The following is a 15,698-nucleotide window of genomic DNA, read 5'->3' on the forward strand; positions in this document are numbered from 1 at the left end:
AAAATAATTCTCATTTATTGAGATAACTTTTTGGATCTTGAGCTGCCCAACCCAGAGATGAGCTAGAACGCACTTCAAAATGAAGATGGGGTTGTTTGGCAGCAGGTTGTCCAGTAGTACCAACGGTTCCGAGCAAGTCTCCTTTTTTTACTTGCTGACCGACGCTCACCTTGATAGTGTCAAGATGGGCGTAGCGGCTTTGGAGTCCGCCACTATGATTAATGATGACTAATTTGCCGTAAGTACCCTGTTCGCTAGCAAAGGCGACAGTTCCAGGGGCGATCGCTTGTACTGATGTGCCTACAGCTGCTAATAAATCTACTCCGCTATGAAAGAATACTTCGCCTGTAGTGGGATGAATTTGCCAACCATAAGGCAACGCCACGGTAGTCGCTTCTGGCAAAGGATAGCCACTTATTGGGCTAGGAGATGTAGCCGATGTAGGAGGCGCAGTTACAGGACGATTTGCCACACCATTCACCCCAGGAACAAACACAACTCTGGGGTTTTGTTGACAGCCATTGATTTCAAACATGGCATCAGGCCGAACTTTATACTTAGCTGCTACTTGTCGCCACGTTTGACCTTGAGGTACTTCTACCACAATTCCATTGTAGGGAGGAATCTGAAGTTCGCTGCCCACAGCCACTGCGCCGTTTTTAGCAACTGGATTCATGCTAATAATAGTTGCAGGATTGAGATTATAGAGTTTGGCTATACTCTCTAGGGTTTCGCCACGGGTAACTATATGACGCCGGAAACGAGATAGGGCTGGCGGAGTGGGGCAACTCTCTACGGCAACGCTGGCACTTTGTAAGTCTGGGAGTATGAATCCCAGCCCTAAAGTGCTGATTAAACCACAGATAAACACTAGACAGTAGGGACGAGTCATGTGTATCAGTAACGTTAATTTTAAATTTTAAATTGGTATTGGGAAAGTAGAAGCGGACAAGCGACAAGTAGTTCCCTGTAAGTATATTTAAGGATTTTTCACTTTTTCTTTACTGTTCTTTCAAATTGATCTGTCCACTTGCTATTTGCTTGACTAAACTTAGAAATTAGCAACTGCATTGCTGTCAATAAACCGGAATTATTATGAAGTTATCTTTAAAGCAACTGGCCGTCTATATATCTTTACTGATAATCGGCGGTGGTGCAGGTTTGTTAGGTAGTCGCTATCTCCTGCCAAAACGGTACTCTTTTCAAGAACTCAAAAATGTAACGGCAGCTTTGCCTCCAGAATCGGTAGCTCCTAATCCTGTTAGCGGGCCAATTGGGGCGACTGGGGGTGACAATGTGAATTTTATCGCCACAGCAGTGCAAAAAGTTGGCCCAGCTGTAGTGCGAATTAATGCTACTCGCAAAGTTGCAAATCCCATTTCTGACGCCTTAAAAAATCCCCTATTGCGGCGCTTCTTTGGTGAAGATGAGCAACCAATGCCGGAAGAACGAATTGAACGCGGTACAGGGTCGGGATTTATATTAAGCGCTAATGGCGAATTACTGACTAACGCTCATGTAGTCGCAGATACAGACACAGTACAAGTAACCCTCAAGGATGGTCGATCTTTTGAAGGGAAAGTTTTGGGAGTTGATGCTGTTACAGATGTGGCAGTAGTGAAAATTCCCGCAGATAAATTGCCTACAGTCAAGCTGGGCAATTCGCAAAACTTGATCCCAGGGCAGTGGGCGATCGCTATTGGCAATCCCTTGGGTTTAGATAATACTGTGACAATTGGTATTATCAGCGCTACCGATCGCACTAGCGCTCAAGTTGGTGTTCCAGAAAAGCGAGTTAGTTTTATCCAAACTGATGCTGCAATCAACCCTGGTAACTCTGGCGGGCCTTTGTTAAACGCCCAAGGAGAGGTGATTGGTGTTAATACTGCGATTCGTGCTGATGCTCAAGGTCTGGGTTTTGCAATTCCCATAGAAACTGCTGCTCGGATTGCGAATCAACTATTTACCAAAGGGCGCGTAGAACATCCTTTTTTGGGTGTAGAGATGACAGATCTTTCTCCCACTAAAAAGCAGCAGATTAATCAAGAAAATAATCTCAATATCCAACAGGATGCTGGTGTTGTGATTAAGGGTATTCTGGATAATTCCCCAGCAAAAAAGGCAGGACTGCTTGCTGGAGATGTGATTCAAAAAATCAATCGCAGGCCAGTTAAAACCTCAGCCCAAGTGCAAAGGTTAGTCGAGTCCAGTTCAGTTGGGGACATATTAGAAATCGAAGTCAGCCGCAGCGGTAAAACCCAAATTTTTAAAGTACAATCAGGGACTTATCCTCAGAAGAAGTAGCCGGGAGAACATGAGGCAAGGGAAACAAGGGGCACAGTAGCAGAGAAAAAAATGGACATTTGTCATTTTTTCTTGCTTATTGCCTATTGACTCTTGAACGCCAGTTGCTAACTTGTGGGAAACCCTTCTGAGCTACGCACTGGCTCCTCTTGCCTATTGCCTATTGCCCAGACAAATGATCTAACTGCATCCTCTGTTCCATCTGGCGCAGGAAATAGCCCGTCATCATCGCTGATGCTAAAAGACCCGCTAGATTTTCCCTATCTGTTGTGATTTGCACGTTGAAATTTTCTGGAGGCAGCATTCCCACTAGCCCTTGAACGTTTTGCGAAATAATTTGCTTAATTTCGGGGCTGACGGACTGGGCAACGCGGGCTAAAACTTCAGGCGACTGATGCTGTAGATATTTCAGCAACTGATTGGGGTTGTCCTCAAAGTAGTCGTTTAGAAGCTGGTTGGCTTGTTCCTCAGAGTTGTCATTTAGAAAGTCAGGATTAAACTCCATTGGCAGTTTTTTGTAGCTTAGTTGCTGATTCTACTCTAAACCATAGTACAAGGGTAATGCATTCCCCACTGGTATAACCAATTAACTCTATCTGGGGGAAGGTTGCTAGTTTATTTGTCAAGAGTCAAGAGTCAAGTATTTCTTTTCCCTCTGTCCCCTGTCCGCCAGCTTCATCCCCATCAAGGTAGGGATTTTATTCTGCTGCTACTTCTTCTTTGAGTTCTAGATCTAGGTCTAGCTCTAATTGTTGTTCTTTTTGATTTGTGGCTAATATCTGAGGGAGTTGCTCGATTTGAAAATACTGATGAAATTTCGGTGTTACTTGTAGCGAGTAAGAGCGAGAGTCGCTGTCTCGGCGTTTCTTCACAAAACCAAGTTCCACAAGTTCGGGAACGTGTTGATACACTCCCGAACCCCGGAGGTTAATCAAGTCGCTTTGGAGTATTGGGCTATTAAGGGCGATCGCTGCTAAAGTCCGCAATGCTCCTAAACCCAATTCTACGGGGATTAATGTTTGCACTAAGTCATGAAAATCAGACCGCAGTTGCAAACTATAACCATTTGGTGTCTCTACGACTTCTAGGGCGCTATCCCGGCGGGCATAGTCGTCAATGAGTTCAATTATGCCTTCCTCAACCGTAGCGCGATCGCACGCGGCATACTCGGCGATTTCACCGAGCGACAAGGGCTTACCCTTTAAATAGAGAATTGCTTCTATCTTAGTCGCTGTGGCTGTGTTCATGAGTCAAGAGTCAATAGTCAATAGTCAAGAGTCAATAGCAACTGACAAGTGACGACAGACGAGTTGCAAGTGTGTGGGATAATATCATAATTTACATAATTTGTCAATATTAGGGCATGGGGCATTGGGCATTTCTCCTTTGTCCCCCCACACTCCCCACACTCCCCACACTCCCCACGCTCCCTTCCCTGCTTCCTCATTCCCTACTTTTGAGGATAAATTCTGCGATCGCCAAATCTTGGGGAGTGGTCACTTTCAGATTTGTCTCCTCTCCTTGGACAATTCGGACTTCGATACCACACTTTTCAAACAAAGCCGCATCGTCAGTTACTTCCCAACCTTGACGCAAACCTTCGGCATGACACTGTTTTAATAATTTCACATCAAATCCTTGCGGAGTTTGTGCTGCCCATAATTGGCGTCGGTCAGGCGTACTTTGGATTATGCCATGTTCATCAACGACTTTGATCGTGTCTTTGACGGGAACGGCAGCAATCAAACCAGGACAGTGGCGGATAGCTTGGGCACAGGAATTGAGTAAATCTGGTGTGGCGAGGCATCTAGCGCCATCGTGAATTAAAACTTGCTCTGCGACGGCTGGTAGCGCCTGCAAGCCATTGTAAACAGATTCTTGTCTGGTGGAGCCACCACGAATTAATTCCACTGGTTTAGTCAGCTTTAAATCAGCAAGAATTGCCTTTAAATCTTCCCAGTCGGTGGGTTGAGAAATAATCCCAATCCAACTGATGCTATTTGCCGCTTCTGCGGCTTTGAGAGTCCAAGTAATAATCGGTTGCGATCGCACTGTTAGTAGGAGTTTATTGCGATCGCTCCCCATTCTTCGTCCGATACCCGCAGCTGGAATTAGTAAATACACAGAATTCTTCAATCTTTTGGCTATATATTTTCCCCTAAAATAGGGAGCGAGTAAGCGTCAATAAATATTATGCGAGTAGTAGCCCTTGTACCAGGCGGAATTGGCGACCAAATTCTTTTGTTTCCGACTTTAGACGATCTGAAGCTTTATTATCCCAATGCTCAGATCGATGTCGTGGTGGAACCCCGGTCAAAGGCTGCCTACCGGGTCAGCAAGTCAGTTAACGAGGTACTGACCTTCGATTACAAAGACCGTAACAGTTTGGCAGATTGGGGTAATTTGGTGGGCATGATTCGCGATCGCGAGTACGATGTCGCCATTGCTGTGGGGCAAAGTTGGTTGGTGGGTCTGATGCTCTGGCTGACAGGAATTCCCACACGTATTGGCTATCAAGGGAAAGGAGCAGTTTTTCTCACCAAAACTATACCGTTCAAACCTTCCCAGTATTTGCCAGAGTTATATCATGACTTGCTGCAACTGTTAAATATTCAGTCTCCTTGCCCAGAATTAGCAGTCAATGTGCCAAAACCCGATCTTGAGTGGGCGCAAAACGAACAAAAGCGCCTAGGAATCAATGAAACAGGTTATGTCTTGATTTATCCTGGTTCTAGCCCATCATCCCAAATTTATGCTGTGAAAAATTGGCGGCAAATCATTCAAGACTTTCAACAAAAGCAGCCAGATTTACCTGTGGTGATTGTCAAAGAACCTGAGGATGAACAAATTGTGCGATCGCTTTTGGAAACCTGTCATCATCTTAAGGTGACTTCCCCTGATAATATTGGCAAGCTGGCTGCTTTTGTTGGTGGAGCAAGTTTGATGCTAACTACTGACAGGGTAGCCTTGCCACTTAGCGTTGCAGTCCAAACTTATACGATTGGCTTATTTGGAGCCACAGATCCAGCGCAGTTATTGCCCACAAGCGAGAAATTCCTGGCGATTAAATCCCCCACAGGCAAATTGGCAGATATTTCTCCAACGGTAGTTTTGGATAAAATCTGGGGTAGCTAACCCAACAGCACCCAAAAAGTTTATTTTTTGAGCCTGAGTTCGTGGTTTTGGGGGTGTAATAGTTTTCATTATTTACTCTTTTATACCCCCATATATTTAAATTTTCAGAGCGCTGCGCCAGTATTCAAAATATAGACAACTCATCCCTGTATCCTATTAAATCCGCTACTTAGCGGATTTCTGTTTATTTATAGGACAAGGTTTCTAGAAAAAGTAAATTTCTTCTGAGGAAATTTGTTAGTTTCGTTAAACTTGTGGGAAAAATACAACTTGGATTATTCCTAACATCTGTAATTTACTTAACCTTTTGAGCCTGGAGGTATATTTTGTTTTCAACAAGAAATTTATAGTGTTGTAAAGATTTACGTTAAGACAAAAACTAACAACCTCAGCCTGAATCACTGGCAAGACTCACTCGACTTTTAGGCGATCGCAAGTTATGAAAATCACCAAATTGGTTCAGCCTACAAGTGAATCGAACACCTCAAATTAGTGTTCCTTAATATCCTATTGTTTTTGGGCAGGTGCATTTACCGTGACTGATGTTGCTCTATCCAAAGGAAAAATCAATGGCAATTCGATTGCATGGCTTTCTTAGTAGTCCCAAGCGTTACATTCAGATTGAAAGTCAGCCTCACCATATAACTGCAATTTTTAAAAGAATCTTAAATTTTCAGTGCTTACATCGCTGCGAATTCGTCGATGTTCATAATGCCTATTATGAGTGTGAAGCAGATGGAACTATAACTTTCTACCAAGCAAAACAAGACGAAACTTGTGAGTCAGGTATTTGGACTTATCTTGTATATGAATGTCGAGAAGGCGACGAAAAAATATTTCGCGATCCTTTGATTAATACAAATACCAATCCCTTACAACAACTATTGGCTGGTTATCAACTACCTAAAGTTGCTGTAGATATTCATGAATATCTGAAATATAAAGATAACGGATGTGAATATCTAGATATTCACCTGCCTTATGATTGGAATCATCAAGTAGGTAGAGAAATTGCCAATCTGCTGGTCGAGGAAGTAAAGGGATTCAAAACTTCTACTGTGTTTGCAGAAGATGTGGGTCAAGAATATATACAAGCAACTTTAGATGGATTTATTCAAGCAGCACGAGATATTTTCGTCAAAAATGGTACATTACAAGATTTTGAATCAGCTCAATATGATGTACTAAATAAAGTTCAAATTGATGATATAGCTAACTTAATTATTGCCTATAACGATTATCGAATATGGCAGGCTGCCTTACCCAGCAAATCGAAAGCAGTGGAATTTGCTTTTAATGCTGCTTTAAGCTTTATCTGCCGCCTGAACTGATATAAAAATTATTTATAAGTTTGGTCATGAGTAATGGAAAGTTTGAATTATCCATTTCCCAAAATTTCCATTACCTATGACATCTTTAAAACATTTCAAAGAAAGCGTCATCTAATTCGTAACCTAGCATTTGTGCTAGAGATTTTAGTCGTGATTGAGTGGGTAAGCCCTGTTGTTTTAGCCAATCACTTAAAATGAAGATTTTGTGCATCAAAAATATCTCTAAGGCTTCAGGATTAAATTGAATGCCTTCTTTAGCGCTAAACTGATGCGGTACAAGCATGGCAGTATAACGGGCGAATTCTCCTGCTTTCCAATCTAATAAAAATGCTAGCCAGGGATATCTAGCATCTAAACGGACAAACCACAGCCGGATCTCAGGAACCTCTGAAAGTTCCCTTGGATCTCCTGGTTCGAGGTTATATTTGATTTCAAAACGCAGTTGCTGTTCGTGGGATGCAATCGCTTCCTCTTGTAAGAGTTTCTCAATCACCGTTGAGGCGGGCGACAGATCCAGATTGTTAATGGCGTCAGTATTGATTGCGATTGTAATTGTCATTGACTCAGCAGCCACTATTTTATGCTCAACTGTAGGCTCGACAATTCACAGTAGCAGCTTTCAGGGAGCGATGCTAGATTTGCGGTAAATTTGCTGTCATTTTCATGGGCAAAATTAAAGACGCGATATTTATTAATCGCGCCCTATAACGTCTTTGTCTATTTGCCGAAATTTAAAGGAAATTCATTAGCTTAAGAGTTACTGGCATTCATTTCACCACTAGACCTCCTGTTGAAAAGATAGGTAGTCTACGGCTAAAAATGGCATCTTGCCATCTTTGCTTTGTATTTCCCTATAACATATGCCATTAACATTGATGCATTCATGGTTTATACCCGAAGGTACAAACGCTGTGCTTTGCATATAGTTATCCTTTGTAATTTTATTTGCTCTAGTTACTTACTCCATAAAAATTAGACAGTAAATACTGAAATTGAACTCAATATTTTTTGGCTCTGATAAATATCAAAAATTAAGTTTCAGCTGTTTGTATTTACCTGTTAGACATTATGTAAATTTGCGGACGCTATGTTAATACGTGAATATGCTGAATTTTTGCTGATTTTAGCTATGATTTCCGTGTTAATTACATTCCAATTTTTGTGAGGCAATGCTATCGAAAAAATCTTATTTTCTTTTTGCAGATTATTAAATTATATTCGTAGATTGAATTATACAAGCTAATAGATAAGTATCTACAAATGAATAGCACAGAGGATTTCCGATTCAGGAAAATATTAAAAAAAGTTAAAAATAATTTTGCTCGGTGAGCGATCGCTAAATTCTTTTCTTAAGGTTTACTTAATAATAAGAGTCTCAAATAAACCACACTTTACTCAACCGTATTTATATCAGTTTAGCTGTAATTTTAAGAACTTTAATACTTGTCTTTTTCAGCAACCGAACTGAACTACAGCTAAGAGAAATTCAGCATTGAGAAAGCTGGAGAATGTTTTGTGGTGATGATTCAGCCTGTAAGTCTAGTACAGCACAGCCACTGCGTTAGCTCTGTGAGTGTATCAGTAGCGCCTTACACGCTTTCTCCGCATGGAAGTGACTGTAAAAAAGGTTTCCACCTTGGGAACTAGATATTAGCTAACTCCTTCAGACAAGGAACACACCTGCTGTTAGGTGGACATTACCAACCAATTTAAGCTAAAGTTGTAATGAGTTTGTTTTAGATTAGGAAGTAACGAAACGACCTCAACCAGCAAAGAAATCTATTGACCTGTAAATGCCGTAGCGATCGCAGATAACACAGGTCAGGACACACAGTAGTAATATCTCACATATAAGTAAGAATAATCAATTAACCCTCTATTTGGGAAAATCATCCTAACAATTAACAAACTTAAAAATATGCAAAAACAAGCAATTACTACAAAACCAATTCGTTCTTTAGAAGATGCACTTGAGCAGTGTCAACTGTTAGGAATGCGCGTCAGCCGTCAGCGTCGCTTTATTCTAGAACTACTTTGGCAAGCAAACGAACATCTTTCTGCTAGAGAGATTTACGATCGCTTGAACCAGCAAGGTAAAGATATTGGTCATACTTCTGTTTATCAAAATTTAGAAGCTTTATCCAGTCAAGGTATTATTGAGTGTATTGAACGCTGCGACGGGCGTTTATACGGTAATATCAGTGATTCCCATAGTCATGTTAACTGTGTTGATACCAATCAAATTCTCGACGTTCATATAGAACTACCAGAAGAAGTTATCCGTCAAGTCGAACAGCAAACAGGAGTACGGATTACCGATTACAGTATCAATTTTTATGGTTATCGCAACTCCCAAGCCAGCTAATGGCAAACAACTGTTAATTTAAATCTACAGGGACAGTTGGATCGTCTTCTTGTCCTTCAATTAACCCTAGATTCAGAATATTTTCTCCGTAAATATCTGTGTTTGCTGCTGTGTTGAAAGTAGCTAAGGGAGAGTTCTCTGACACAAACCGTTTCAGGCGTTGAAACTCTTCTAAAGAGAAGATAGCACCATTTAACATTGCAACTTCTTTCTGGATATCCGACAACAGCGCATCAAACAGGCAGGTATAGGTGAGGTTAGCACCTGTGAGGTTAGCACCTGTGAGGTTAGCACCTGTGAGGTTAGCACTTGTGAGATTTGCGCCTGTGAGGTTAGCACCTGTAAGATCTGCACCTATGAGGTTTGCACCAAGTAGATTTGCGTCCGTGAGGTTTGCACCTGCTAAATTCGCACCCATCAATGTTGCTTCTAAGAAGTTTGTTTGTTTGAGATTTACCCTAGCGAGAATCACGTGTAACAAAAATGCACCAGATAAGTTGATTCCAGATAGAGATTGGAATCTGACGCGCTTGGCAAAAGTATTGGCTGATAAAACTGCTGTTCTCCCAATGAGCACGTACAGAGCTTGGGGATTGAATTCGGCTAAATTTTTAGGATTGCCACAAGGTGAAAAAGAAACGTTAGCTGTGCGATCGCAAGCACATAGTAATAAAAATACATTGAGTCCGACTGCTGCATTTACCTGCTCGATAGTAATGGGGTTTTGCAGAGCGTGAAAATTAGTCGCGGCTTGGTGTACTATCCCTTCATCTAACCACCGACCTTGACAGTAATCACGCCAGAAAGACTCAAGACGTTGAAACAAAACTTCAAAGGAAAATTGCCACTTTTGTTGATGGCGTAAACCCTCAATGACAAGTGTTTCTATTTCCTGACTAAGAATACCGTAACCGAGCAAGTTGTAAAGGTGTTGGGCAACGCTAGAGGGAGAGTCAAGGATAAATGGCGATTGACGATCTACTGGTTCTTGACGCTGGGTAAGGATTTTTAATTGGGTAACAATAGCTTCTGCATAGAGGTATTCGCCTAAATTGGGGTGAGTCAATTCAATGCTGAGTGAGTGCTGAGTTCTAAAATAAAAGCTTGGTAGAGTTGGAAGCGAAAATTCAGCAGATAAATTAATTTGGGCGCGATCGCTGTGTAAAATCTTTAAAGCCGTCGCCTGCATCAGCTCCAGGAAATCTTGGGGATGGCGATGAGAGAGTAAATTGGCGATCGCTTCTGGTGTACGGTGGATATGAGCCGAACCCGACCGCAGGAGCATTGTTTTTGTCCCACCTGTTAGCGGATAACCCAATAACCATCGACTCAGGCGATGGTGAATTTCCCATAATAAGGGTGCGCTATTAGGAGCTAATTTTAGTATTTCATTGTCTAACAATCCGTCACGATGTAGCACGCCCAACAAATACAGCATTAGAGGTTGGCGGACTAAAGCAGACAGTTGTGGTAACTTTGATTTCTTAGCAAATAATCCTGCCTGTTTTAAGAACGTAAAATAGTTTTGAGCTACGGGCAAAGATTGCACCATAGCCCATTGTTGAAACCAATATCTGAGATCTTCCACATCTAAAGGCTGGATAGTAATTCTTTTAAATTGCTGCGGTAATGTAGGAGCAATTTGCTGTAAAGTTCCTATCCGACTTGTCAAAAAAATCTTATGTTGTCCTTGCAACTGCAAGTTCAGTAACTCTTGAATAAAAAGCTCTTTTGCTCTGTCACCTTGCTTAGTTGGTGGGAGTTCATCTAAACCATCAAGCAGCAACAGACAGCGAGGATAATCTTGCTTTAACCAAGTAGCAAAATTTAGCTGTAAATCTAGCCCAAAAGCTGAATTGAGAGTTGCTACTAAACTTGTGTTGTATTTGATATCTCGCAGCCGAATGATAATCGGCATCCAATTAGGATAAAGTTCCCACGCGATCTTTGCAGCCCAAATTTGACAGAAACTAGTTTTACCACAACCAGGTTCCGATTCTATAACAGCAATAGTCTCTAAATCGGCTAACTGTTGTTGCGCCCATGTTTGTAAATCAATTAAAGAGCCAATTTTTTGACTTTGCTCAAAACTACTTTCTTCTTCTATGGGCAAACCTTTGAGGGGAACATAAATATCCGGAAGCGCAAAGGATTCTATAAATAAGGGTTGACTGAGGTTTTTGAGTAAACTAGCTCGGTAAATTTCTCTACAAATATCAATTTTGTCATCTATTGTAGGGCTGGGAGCGTTTTCTATGAGTTCGGGTTCTAAATCGATTGAATTAGAGGGGGAGAAATTTCCCAAACGCACAAATTTTTGCAGTTGAGCTAGAGGAGCAGGATTTTCAGCAATGACTTTCAACAAATAACCAGGAAGTGCGTGTGACAAACGCTGCGTTAAAAGTTTCGCCTCAAATTCTTCTGCACCATTCGCAATCAGCCAAGCTATGGTTACATTGTTGATTTGTTGTACGAGTAACGAACCTGCTACTAAAGAAAGTGCTTGTTCTGCTTGAGTATCACTCAGTTTTACTGGGTTGAGAGTATCCAGCAACTCATGCAGGTGGCCGTCTTGCAGTGGAGATTCTATTTTTTCTCGCGAACCCTGATTCCAGATCGTGGCTCGATCTAACCAAGGTTTTTGCAAGCCGACTTCCTGCGCTAAAACTTGTTGCAAACTATGAAGATAAGCAATTTGAAATGCCAGCCATGTTCCCTCATTACGTTTTAGGGGTTTTTTTTGGCTGAGACTACGCAAAAGATTTTCAGTCAAATGAGCAATAGCAGTAATTTCTTCCCAAACTGCTTTGAGGGGAAGTTCTAGTACCTCTGTTAGGGTACAAATATCAAATGGCATCAGGCTTTTAACTTCCATGTCCTGAACAATACGGTAGGCAACTCCTGCCATTTGCCCGACTGACAATTCATGAAGCCTGTGTATTTCGATACTATTTTCCGCTAACCAATGCCGGATATGAAGGTTCATTTAATTACATGGTTAATGGCTGCCTATGGCAATTATGCTCCATTTTTCAAGAGGTTGCGTAAAGAAGCCACAATCAAGAGTATCGAAGTTGTGGTTTAGTTGGGAAAGAATAGGGTTTGTGTTTACGAGCAAACTATGAGCGATCGCCCTCTAAGATTATTGTTAATCGACCAAGACCCGATCTTCCGTTTAGGACTGCGGGTAGCATTGGCAGAAATTCCTAATTTGCTAATAGTAGGGGAAGTCGAAACGGATACCGCTGCTTTACAAGTTTTAGCAGAACTAGCCAAACAAGACCCTAATCAAGTAAATTTGGTAGTTTTGGAATTAGGGAATTACCGTTCTCCCAAGCTGCAACAGCAAGGATTACAACTCTACGGGCAACTGAAAGCTTTATACCCCCATCTACCCGTACTAATTCTGAGTTCCGTGACAGAACCAGGGTTACTTTTAGCAGCAAAGGCAGCTGGTGTAAATGGTTACTGTCCTAAAGGAACTCCCGTCTCTGAATTGGTAAGGGCTATGCAAGAAGTAGCGCAAGGTGGTTCTGCTTGGTTTGGGGAGGAGGAAACTCAGCACTCAGAAATTAGCATTCAGCATTCAACCCTCCCCTTCGCCAGGCTCAGAAATAATTTGCGTTTGTCAGGAATTACTTACATTGAAACCACCCTTAACTCGGTGACAGCACAATTGCAAGTACCTGGACTACCACTAATGGATAAAGCAATTCTCGCTGGACGGCGACGAGAACTATTAGCAGCGCGTTGGCTGCTGAATCGAACGTTGACTTTACCACAAGAAAGCCAACAGGAACAGCCGCAACAATTTGTGTCATCTTCCGTGCAAATACCTTTGGTAATTCCTGCTCAAAACAGTGCCATTGCTCCATTAGATTCGCCACAACTCCAAAATTCACCACCTTTACTTAGCCCTAGGGCATTACAATCTAATTTATTTGCAGCTTGTATTACTAATTTGCAATTACCTCTAGAGAATGTCACAGATATTCCTTTAGAAATTGATATTCTACGCGAAGATAAAAAGCGAGAATTACTTTACTTAATTCTGCAAAAACTGGCTCACCAATTAGACGAACTGCGGGTTGCTCAAATTACAATCAATCAATTATCTGATTTAAAATTCACGATATTACACGATTTGTGGCAAGTCACCATTACAGATTTTTTTGGGAAATTCTCGCGCTTGCAAGTGGGCGATCGCCAGATAGAAATTGTTAAATTATTACTGCAAAGCTATCAAATAGTCCAAACTGAAATTCTGAATAAAATCCCTTTAATAATAGAGCTATTTTCTCACGTACTATTTCAAACCGATTTACAAGTTGATAATACATCTTATCCAGCAGGTAGCTTGGAAGCGCGATCGCAAGCATTAATGATTTTAGAAAATTTGCTGATTCAAGTAGCTAATGGAGTAGTGCAGCCGCTACTTAACTCCTTGGCAGATTTAGAAGCGATCAAGCAAAGTTATTACGATCGGAGATTGATTTCAACGAGAGATATTGAAAGATTTAGAAATAATTTATCTTGGAAATACCGTTTAAATAATTATATAAATGAGCCAAAGGCAATTTTTGAAAGCCGCTATGAGCTATTTGTGTTTGCACCGCGTGGAATTGCGAAAACTTCAATTTATGCACCGCGTGGTCAGGAGTTAGCGCAACTATCAAATCTACCGTTGGTGGTGACATTGCTCTTAGAATTTCGCGATGCGATCGCACCTCGAATACAATCGCTATTATCTATTTTTGGTAGTGGAATTGTCTTCATTCTCACCCAAGTCATTGGTCGCGGTTTGGGCTTAATTGGTCGTGGAATTCTCCAAGGAATTGGCAGTGTTTCGTTAACAGAAAAAAATCCCAAAAGCAAAAGTAATAAGGGTACAGGAAATAGGGAATAGAGAATGTGCAAATCCTCAATGGCTAATGTTATTCAGCTACTGCAAACATCGAGAGGTTCAGATACCCGACTTTTTCAAGAAGTCGGGTATCTTTTTGTTCGTAACTCCTTTATGACTGCTATATGACTTGCGGAAAACACCACAATGAGTGCGCGATTTACTGAAATAAGTAAATAATCAACTATTTTGAGTAAGCAATAACCTATTTTACTTGCGGAAAACACCATAATGAGTGCTTGATTCACTGCAACAAGTAAGTCATAAGAAATTTTGAGTAGTTAATAAGCCATTTTGTTTGCATAAAACGCCACAATGAGAAGGCGATAAGGTATTTTGAGTAAGTAATATACTGTTCTAAGTAATCAATAAGGCATTTTAAGCAGGCAATAAGGCATTTTGAGTAAGTTAGGACTTACGCAATTGGCACAAATAGCAGGCAGGGCAAAGCCCTGACACGCGACAATATAAATCAAACCAAGCACATAAAAATACTTGGGCGCTTCAGTTGCTGAATTAAATAATTAGAAAGCAAGTTATGCTTGATTTGATAGATAGTTTTGCCAGTTCTATAGGCTAAATTCTTTAACCTAACCCAAACCAACATTGCACAAGCAATATGATTTCTTTGGAGTCTAGCTTTCCGACACTGGCAAGATTCAATGCCAGTTAGTTGTTTAATTTCCCTGTGAAACTCCTCTATTTTCCAACGAATTTTACACACCTGTTGTACAACATCCGTGGAACTTTGAGATAAATCGTTAGTGGCGACATAATCCGTTCTGTTGGTAGAAACAGTAACCCGGAATAGTTTCACTTTTTTATTAGCTGGGAATCCTTTAATTTTTATGATTTTACCACAGTCTAATTCTTCTTGGTTCCATTCTAATAATTCAATCCGTTTATATTTTTCTTGACCAAATGTATCATCAACTAAACGATTATTTTTTAAAGGGCAATAATAAATTTTGTCTAAGCTATCAATATATAGCATTAAACTGTGTACCGCATACCATGTATCCATCAAAACAGTATCAAATGGTAAAAGCTTATGATACACAAGGTTTTGGAGCATATCTTTCACATGGTCTATCTTGGTTTTCCCATCGACATCAGGATTAAAAATTCGATAATCTATGACCCAAAATCTTTGAAGTGTAGGGTTGACATACACGCAGCTAACTACACCAATGCCTTTCAGGACACCATGCTCATTACCACTATATTGTCTTCTGACTATTTCTATTTCTTCAGAATACTTTTTATCTAAAACGCTATCATCAAATATGATGTAACCATTTTCATCAGACTCAACGACCTCTTTCACGTTATCCCATAGTAAACGAGGTGTTAATTTTTCGGTTTTCAAATAATAGTTAATTGCGTCATGACTAATACTCTCTAAATGCTCTGCCAAATTGGTAATTGTATAATTAATTTGACTACTTAATAAATATTGGCAGTAATTAAGCTTAGTAAATCTCATTACCCTTAGCGAAATTTATCTAATATAACCTCTACCTATTTTCTCACGAATATTTCGATAGTACTTCCAAGACAGCGACTTCTATTACGAAGGCAAAGCTTTCAAAATCAGATTTAATTAATACCTATGTACTATGAACTAACGATCGCATTGTGCCAGTTGCGTAAGTCCTGT

General features: G+C 40.8%; 12 protein-coding genes. 5 read left to right on the top strand and 7 right to left on the bottom strand.

Annotated elements, in window-relative coordinates; genetic code table 11:
• Positions 1-10 precede the first annotated feature (10 nt).
• A complete protein-coding gene (locus tag AACU33_RS25395) occupies positions 11-892 on the bottom strand; it encodes a peptidoglycan DD-metalloendopeptidase family protein (RefSeq protein ID WP_096591799.1) in 882 nt (293 codons plus the stop codon).
• A 203-nt stretch (positions 893-1,095) separates the two neighbouring features.
• Between AACU33_RS25395 and AACU33_RS25400 the strand changes: the two genes are divergently transcribed.
• The gene (locus AACU33_RS25400; RefSeq protein WP_096591801.1) at positions 1,096-2,304 is read left to right on the top strand and encodes an HhoA/HhoB/HtrA family serine endopeptidase; all 1,209 of its coding nucleotides are present in this window, start codon (positions 1,096-1,098) and stop codon (positions 2,302-2,304) included.
• A 160-nt stretch (positions 2,305-2,464) separates the two neighbouring features.
• Here the strand turns inward: AACU33_RS25400 and AACU33_RS25405 are convergent, their stop codons facing one another.
• The 3 genes from AACU33_RS25405 to ispD form a co-directional block, all read right to left on the bottom strand.
• Positions 2,465-2,809 carry a DUF760 domain-containing protein gene (locus AACU33_RS25405; RefSeq protein ID WP_096591804.1) on the bottom strand — a complete coding sequence of 115 codons (345 nt, stop codon included), beginning with the start codon at positions 2,807-2,809 and terminating at the stop codon, positions 2,465-2,467.
• A 193-nt stretch (positions 2,810-3,002) separates the two neighbouring features.
• On the bottom strand, positions 3,003-3,551 hold the full coding sequence (gene scpB / locus AACU33_RS25410) for an SMC-Scp complex subunit ScpB (protein WP_096591806.1): 549 nt from the start codon (positions 3,549-3,551) through the stop codon (positions 3,003-3,005).
• Positions 3,552-3,747: 196 nt separating this feature from the next.
• Positions 3,748-4,428, bottom strand: a complete 681-nt coding sequence (ispD, locus tag AACU33_RS25415) for a 2-C-methyl-D-erythritol 4-phosphate cytidylyltransferase (protein ID WP_096591809.1) — start codon at positions 4,426-4,428, stop codon at positions 3,748-3,750.
• A gap of 69 nt (positions 4,429-4,497) precedes the next feature.
• Between ispD and AACU33_RS25420 the strand changes: the two genes are divergently transcribed.
• Both AACU33_RS25420 and AACU33_RS25425 read left to right on the top strand, forming a co-directional pair.
• On the top strand, positions 4,498-5,439 hold the full coding sequence (locus AACU33_RS25420) for a glycosyltransferase family 9 protein (RefSeq protein ID WP_096591811.1): 942 nt from the start codon (positions 4,498-4,500) through the stop codon (positions 5,437-5,439).
• 569 nt (positions 5,440-6,008) lie between these two features.
• Positions 6,009-6,770, top strand: coding sequence for a hypothetical protein (locus AACU33_RS25425; protein WP_096591814.1), 762 nt, complete (start codon positions 6,009-6,011; stop codon positions 6,768-6,770).
• 85 nt (positions 6,771-6,855) lie between these two features.
• Here AACU33_RS25425 and AACU33_RS25430 read toward each other — a convergent pair whose 3' ends face one another.
• Positions 6,856-7,329, bottom strand: a complete 474-nt coding sequence (locus AACU33_RS25430; protein WP_096591817.1) for a CRR6 family NdhI maturation factor — start codon at positions 7,327-7,329, stop codon at positions 6,856-6,858.
• A 1,359-nt stretch (positions 7,330-8,688) separates the two neighbouring features.
• Between AACU33_RS25430 and AACU33_RS25435 the strand changes: the two genes are divergently transcribed.
• Complete coding sequence (locus AACU33_RS25435) at positions 8,689-9,135, top strand: Fur family transcriptional regulator (protein ID WP_096591819.1); 447 nt, start codon at positions 8,689-8,691, stop codon at positions 9,133-9,135.
• Positions 9,136-9,148: 13 nt separating this feature from the next.
• Here AACU33_RS25435 and AACU33_RS25440 read toward each other — a convergent pair whose 3' ends face one another.
• A complete protein-coding gene (locus AACU33_RS25440) occupies positions 9,149-12,121 on the bottom strand; it encodes a pentapeptide repeat-containing protein (RefSeq protein WP_096591822.1) in 2,973 nt (990 codons plus the stop codon).
• A gap of 135 nt (positions 12,122-12,256) precedes the next feature.
• Between AACU33_RS25440 and AACU33_RS25445 the strand changes: the two genes are divergently transcribed.
• Positions 12,257-14,041, top strand: coding sequence for a DUF3685 domain-containing protein (locus AACU33_RS25445; protein WP_096591824.1), 1,785 nt, complete (start codon positions 12,257-12,259; stop codon positions 14,039-14,041).
• A 469-nt stretch (positions 14,042-14,510) separates the two neighbouring features.
• Here AACU33_RS25445 and AACU33_RS25450 read toward each other — a convergent pair whose 3' ends face one another.
• Complete coding sequence (locus AACU33_RS25450) at positions 14,511-15,524, bottom strand: IS701 family transposase (protein WP_096586464.1); 1,014 nt, start codon at positions 15,522-15,524, stop codon at positions 14,511-14,513.
• Positions 15,525-15,698 lie beyond the last annotated feature (174 nt).

This window comes from Calothrix sp. NIES-2098 (assembly GCF_963875125.1).
In the GTDB taxonomy this organism is placed as follows: Bacteria; Cyanobacteriota; Cyanobacteriia; order Cyanobacteriales; family Nostocaceae; genus Aulosira.

What these genes read in the sequence shown, in the direction of transcription:
- AACU33_RS25395 (WP_096591799.1), bottom strand. Translation starts at nt 892, where the DNA reads ATGACTCGTCCCTACTGTCTAGTGTTTATCTGTGGTTTAATCAGCACT.
- AACU33_RS25400 (WP_096591801.1), top strand. Translation starts at nt 1,096, where the DNA reads ATGAAGTTATCTTTAAAGCAACTGGCCGTCTATATATCTTTACTGATA.
- AACU33_RS25405 (WP_096591804.1), bottom strand. Translation starts at nt 2,809, where the DNA reads ATGGAGTTTAATCCTGACTTTCTAAATGACAACTCTGAGGAACAAGCC.
- scpB (WP_096591806.1), bottom strand. Translation starts at nt 3,551, where the DNA reads ATGAACACAGCCACAGCGACTAAGATAGAAGCAATTCTCTATTTAAAG.
- AACU33_RS25420 (WP_096591811.1), top strand. Translation starts at nt 4,498, where the DNA reads ATGCGAGTAGTAGCCCTTGTACCAGGCGGAATTGGCGACCAAATTCTT.
- AACU33_RS25425 (WP_096591814.1), top strand. Translation starts at nt 6,009, where the DNA reads ATGGCAATTCGATTGCATGGCTTTCTTAGTAGTCCCAAGCGTTACATT.
- AACU33_RS25430 (WP_096591817.1), bottom strand. Translation starts at nt 7,329, where the DNA reads ATGACAATTACAATCGCAATCAATACTGACGCCATTAACAATCTGGAT.
- AACU33_RS25435 (WP_096591819.1), top strand. Translation starts at nt 8,689, where the DNA reads ATGCAAAAACAAGCAATTACTACAAAACCAATTCGTTCTTTAGAAGAT.
- AACU33_RS25440 (WP_096591822.1), bottom strand. Translation starts at nt 12,121, where the DNA reads ATGAACCTTCATATCCGGCATTGGTTAGCGGAAAATAGTATCGAAATA.
- AACU33_RS25445 (WP_096591824.1), top strand. Translation starts at nt 12,257, where the DNA reads ATGAGCGATCGCCCTCTAAGATTATTGTTAATCGACCAAGACCCGATC.
- AACU33_RS25450 (WP_096586464.1), bottom strand. Translation starts at nt 15,524, where the DNA reads ATGAGATTTACTAAGCTTAATTACTGCCAATATTTATTAAGTAGTCAA.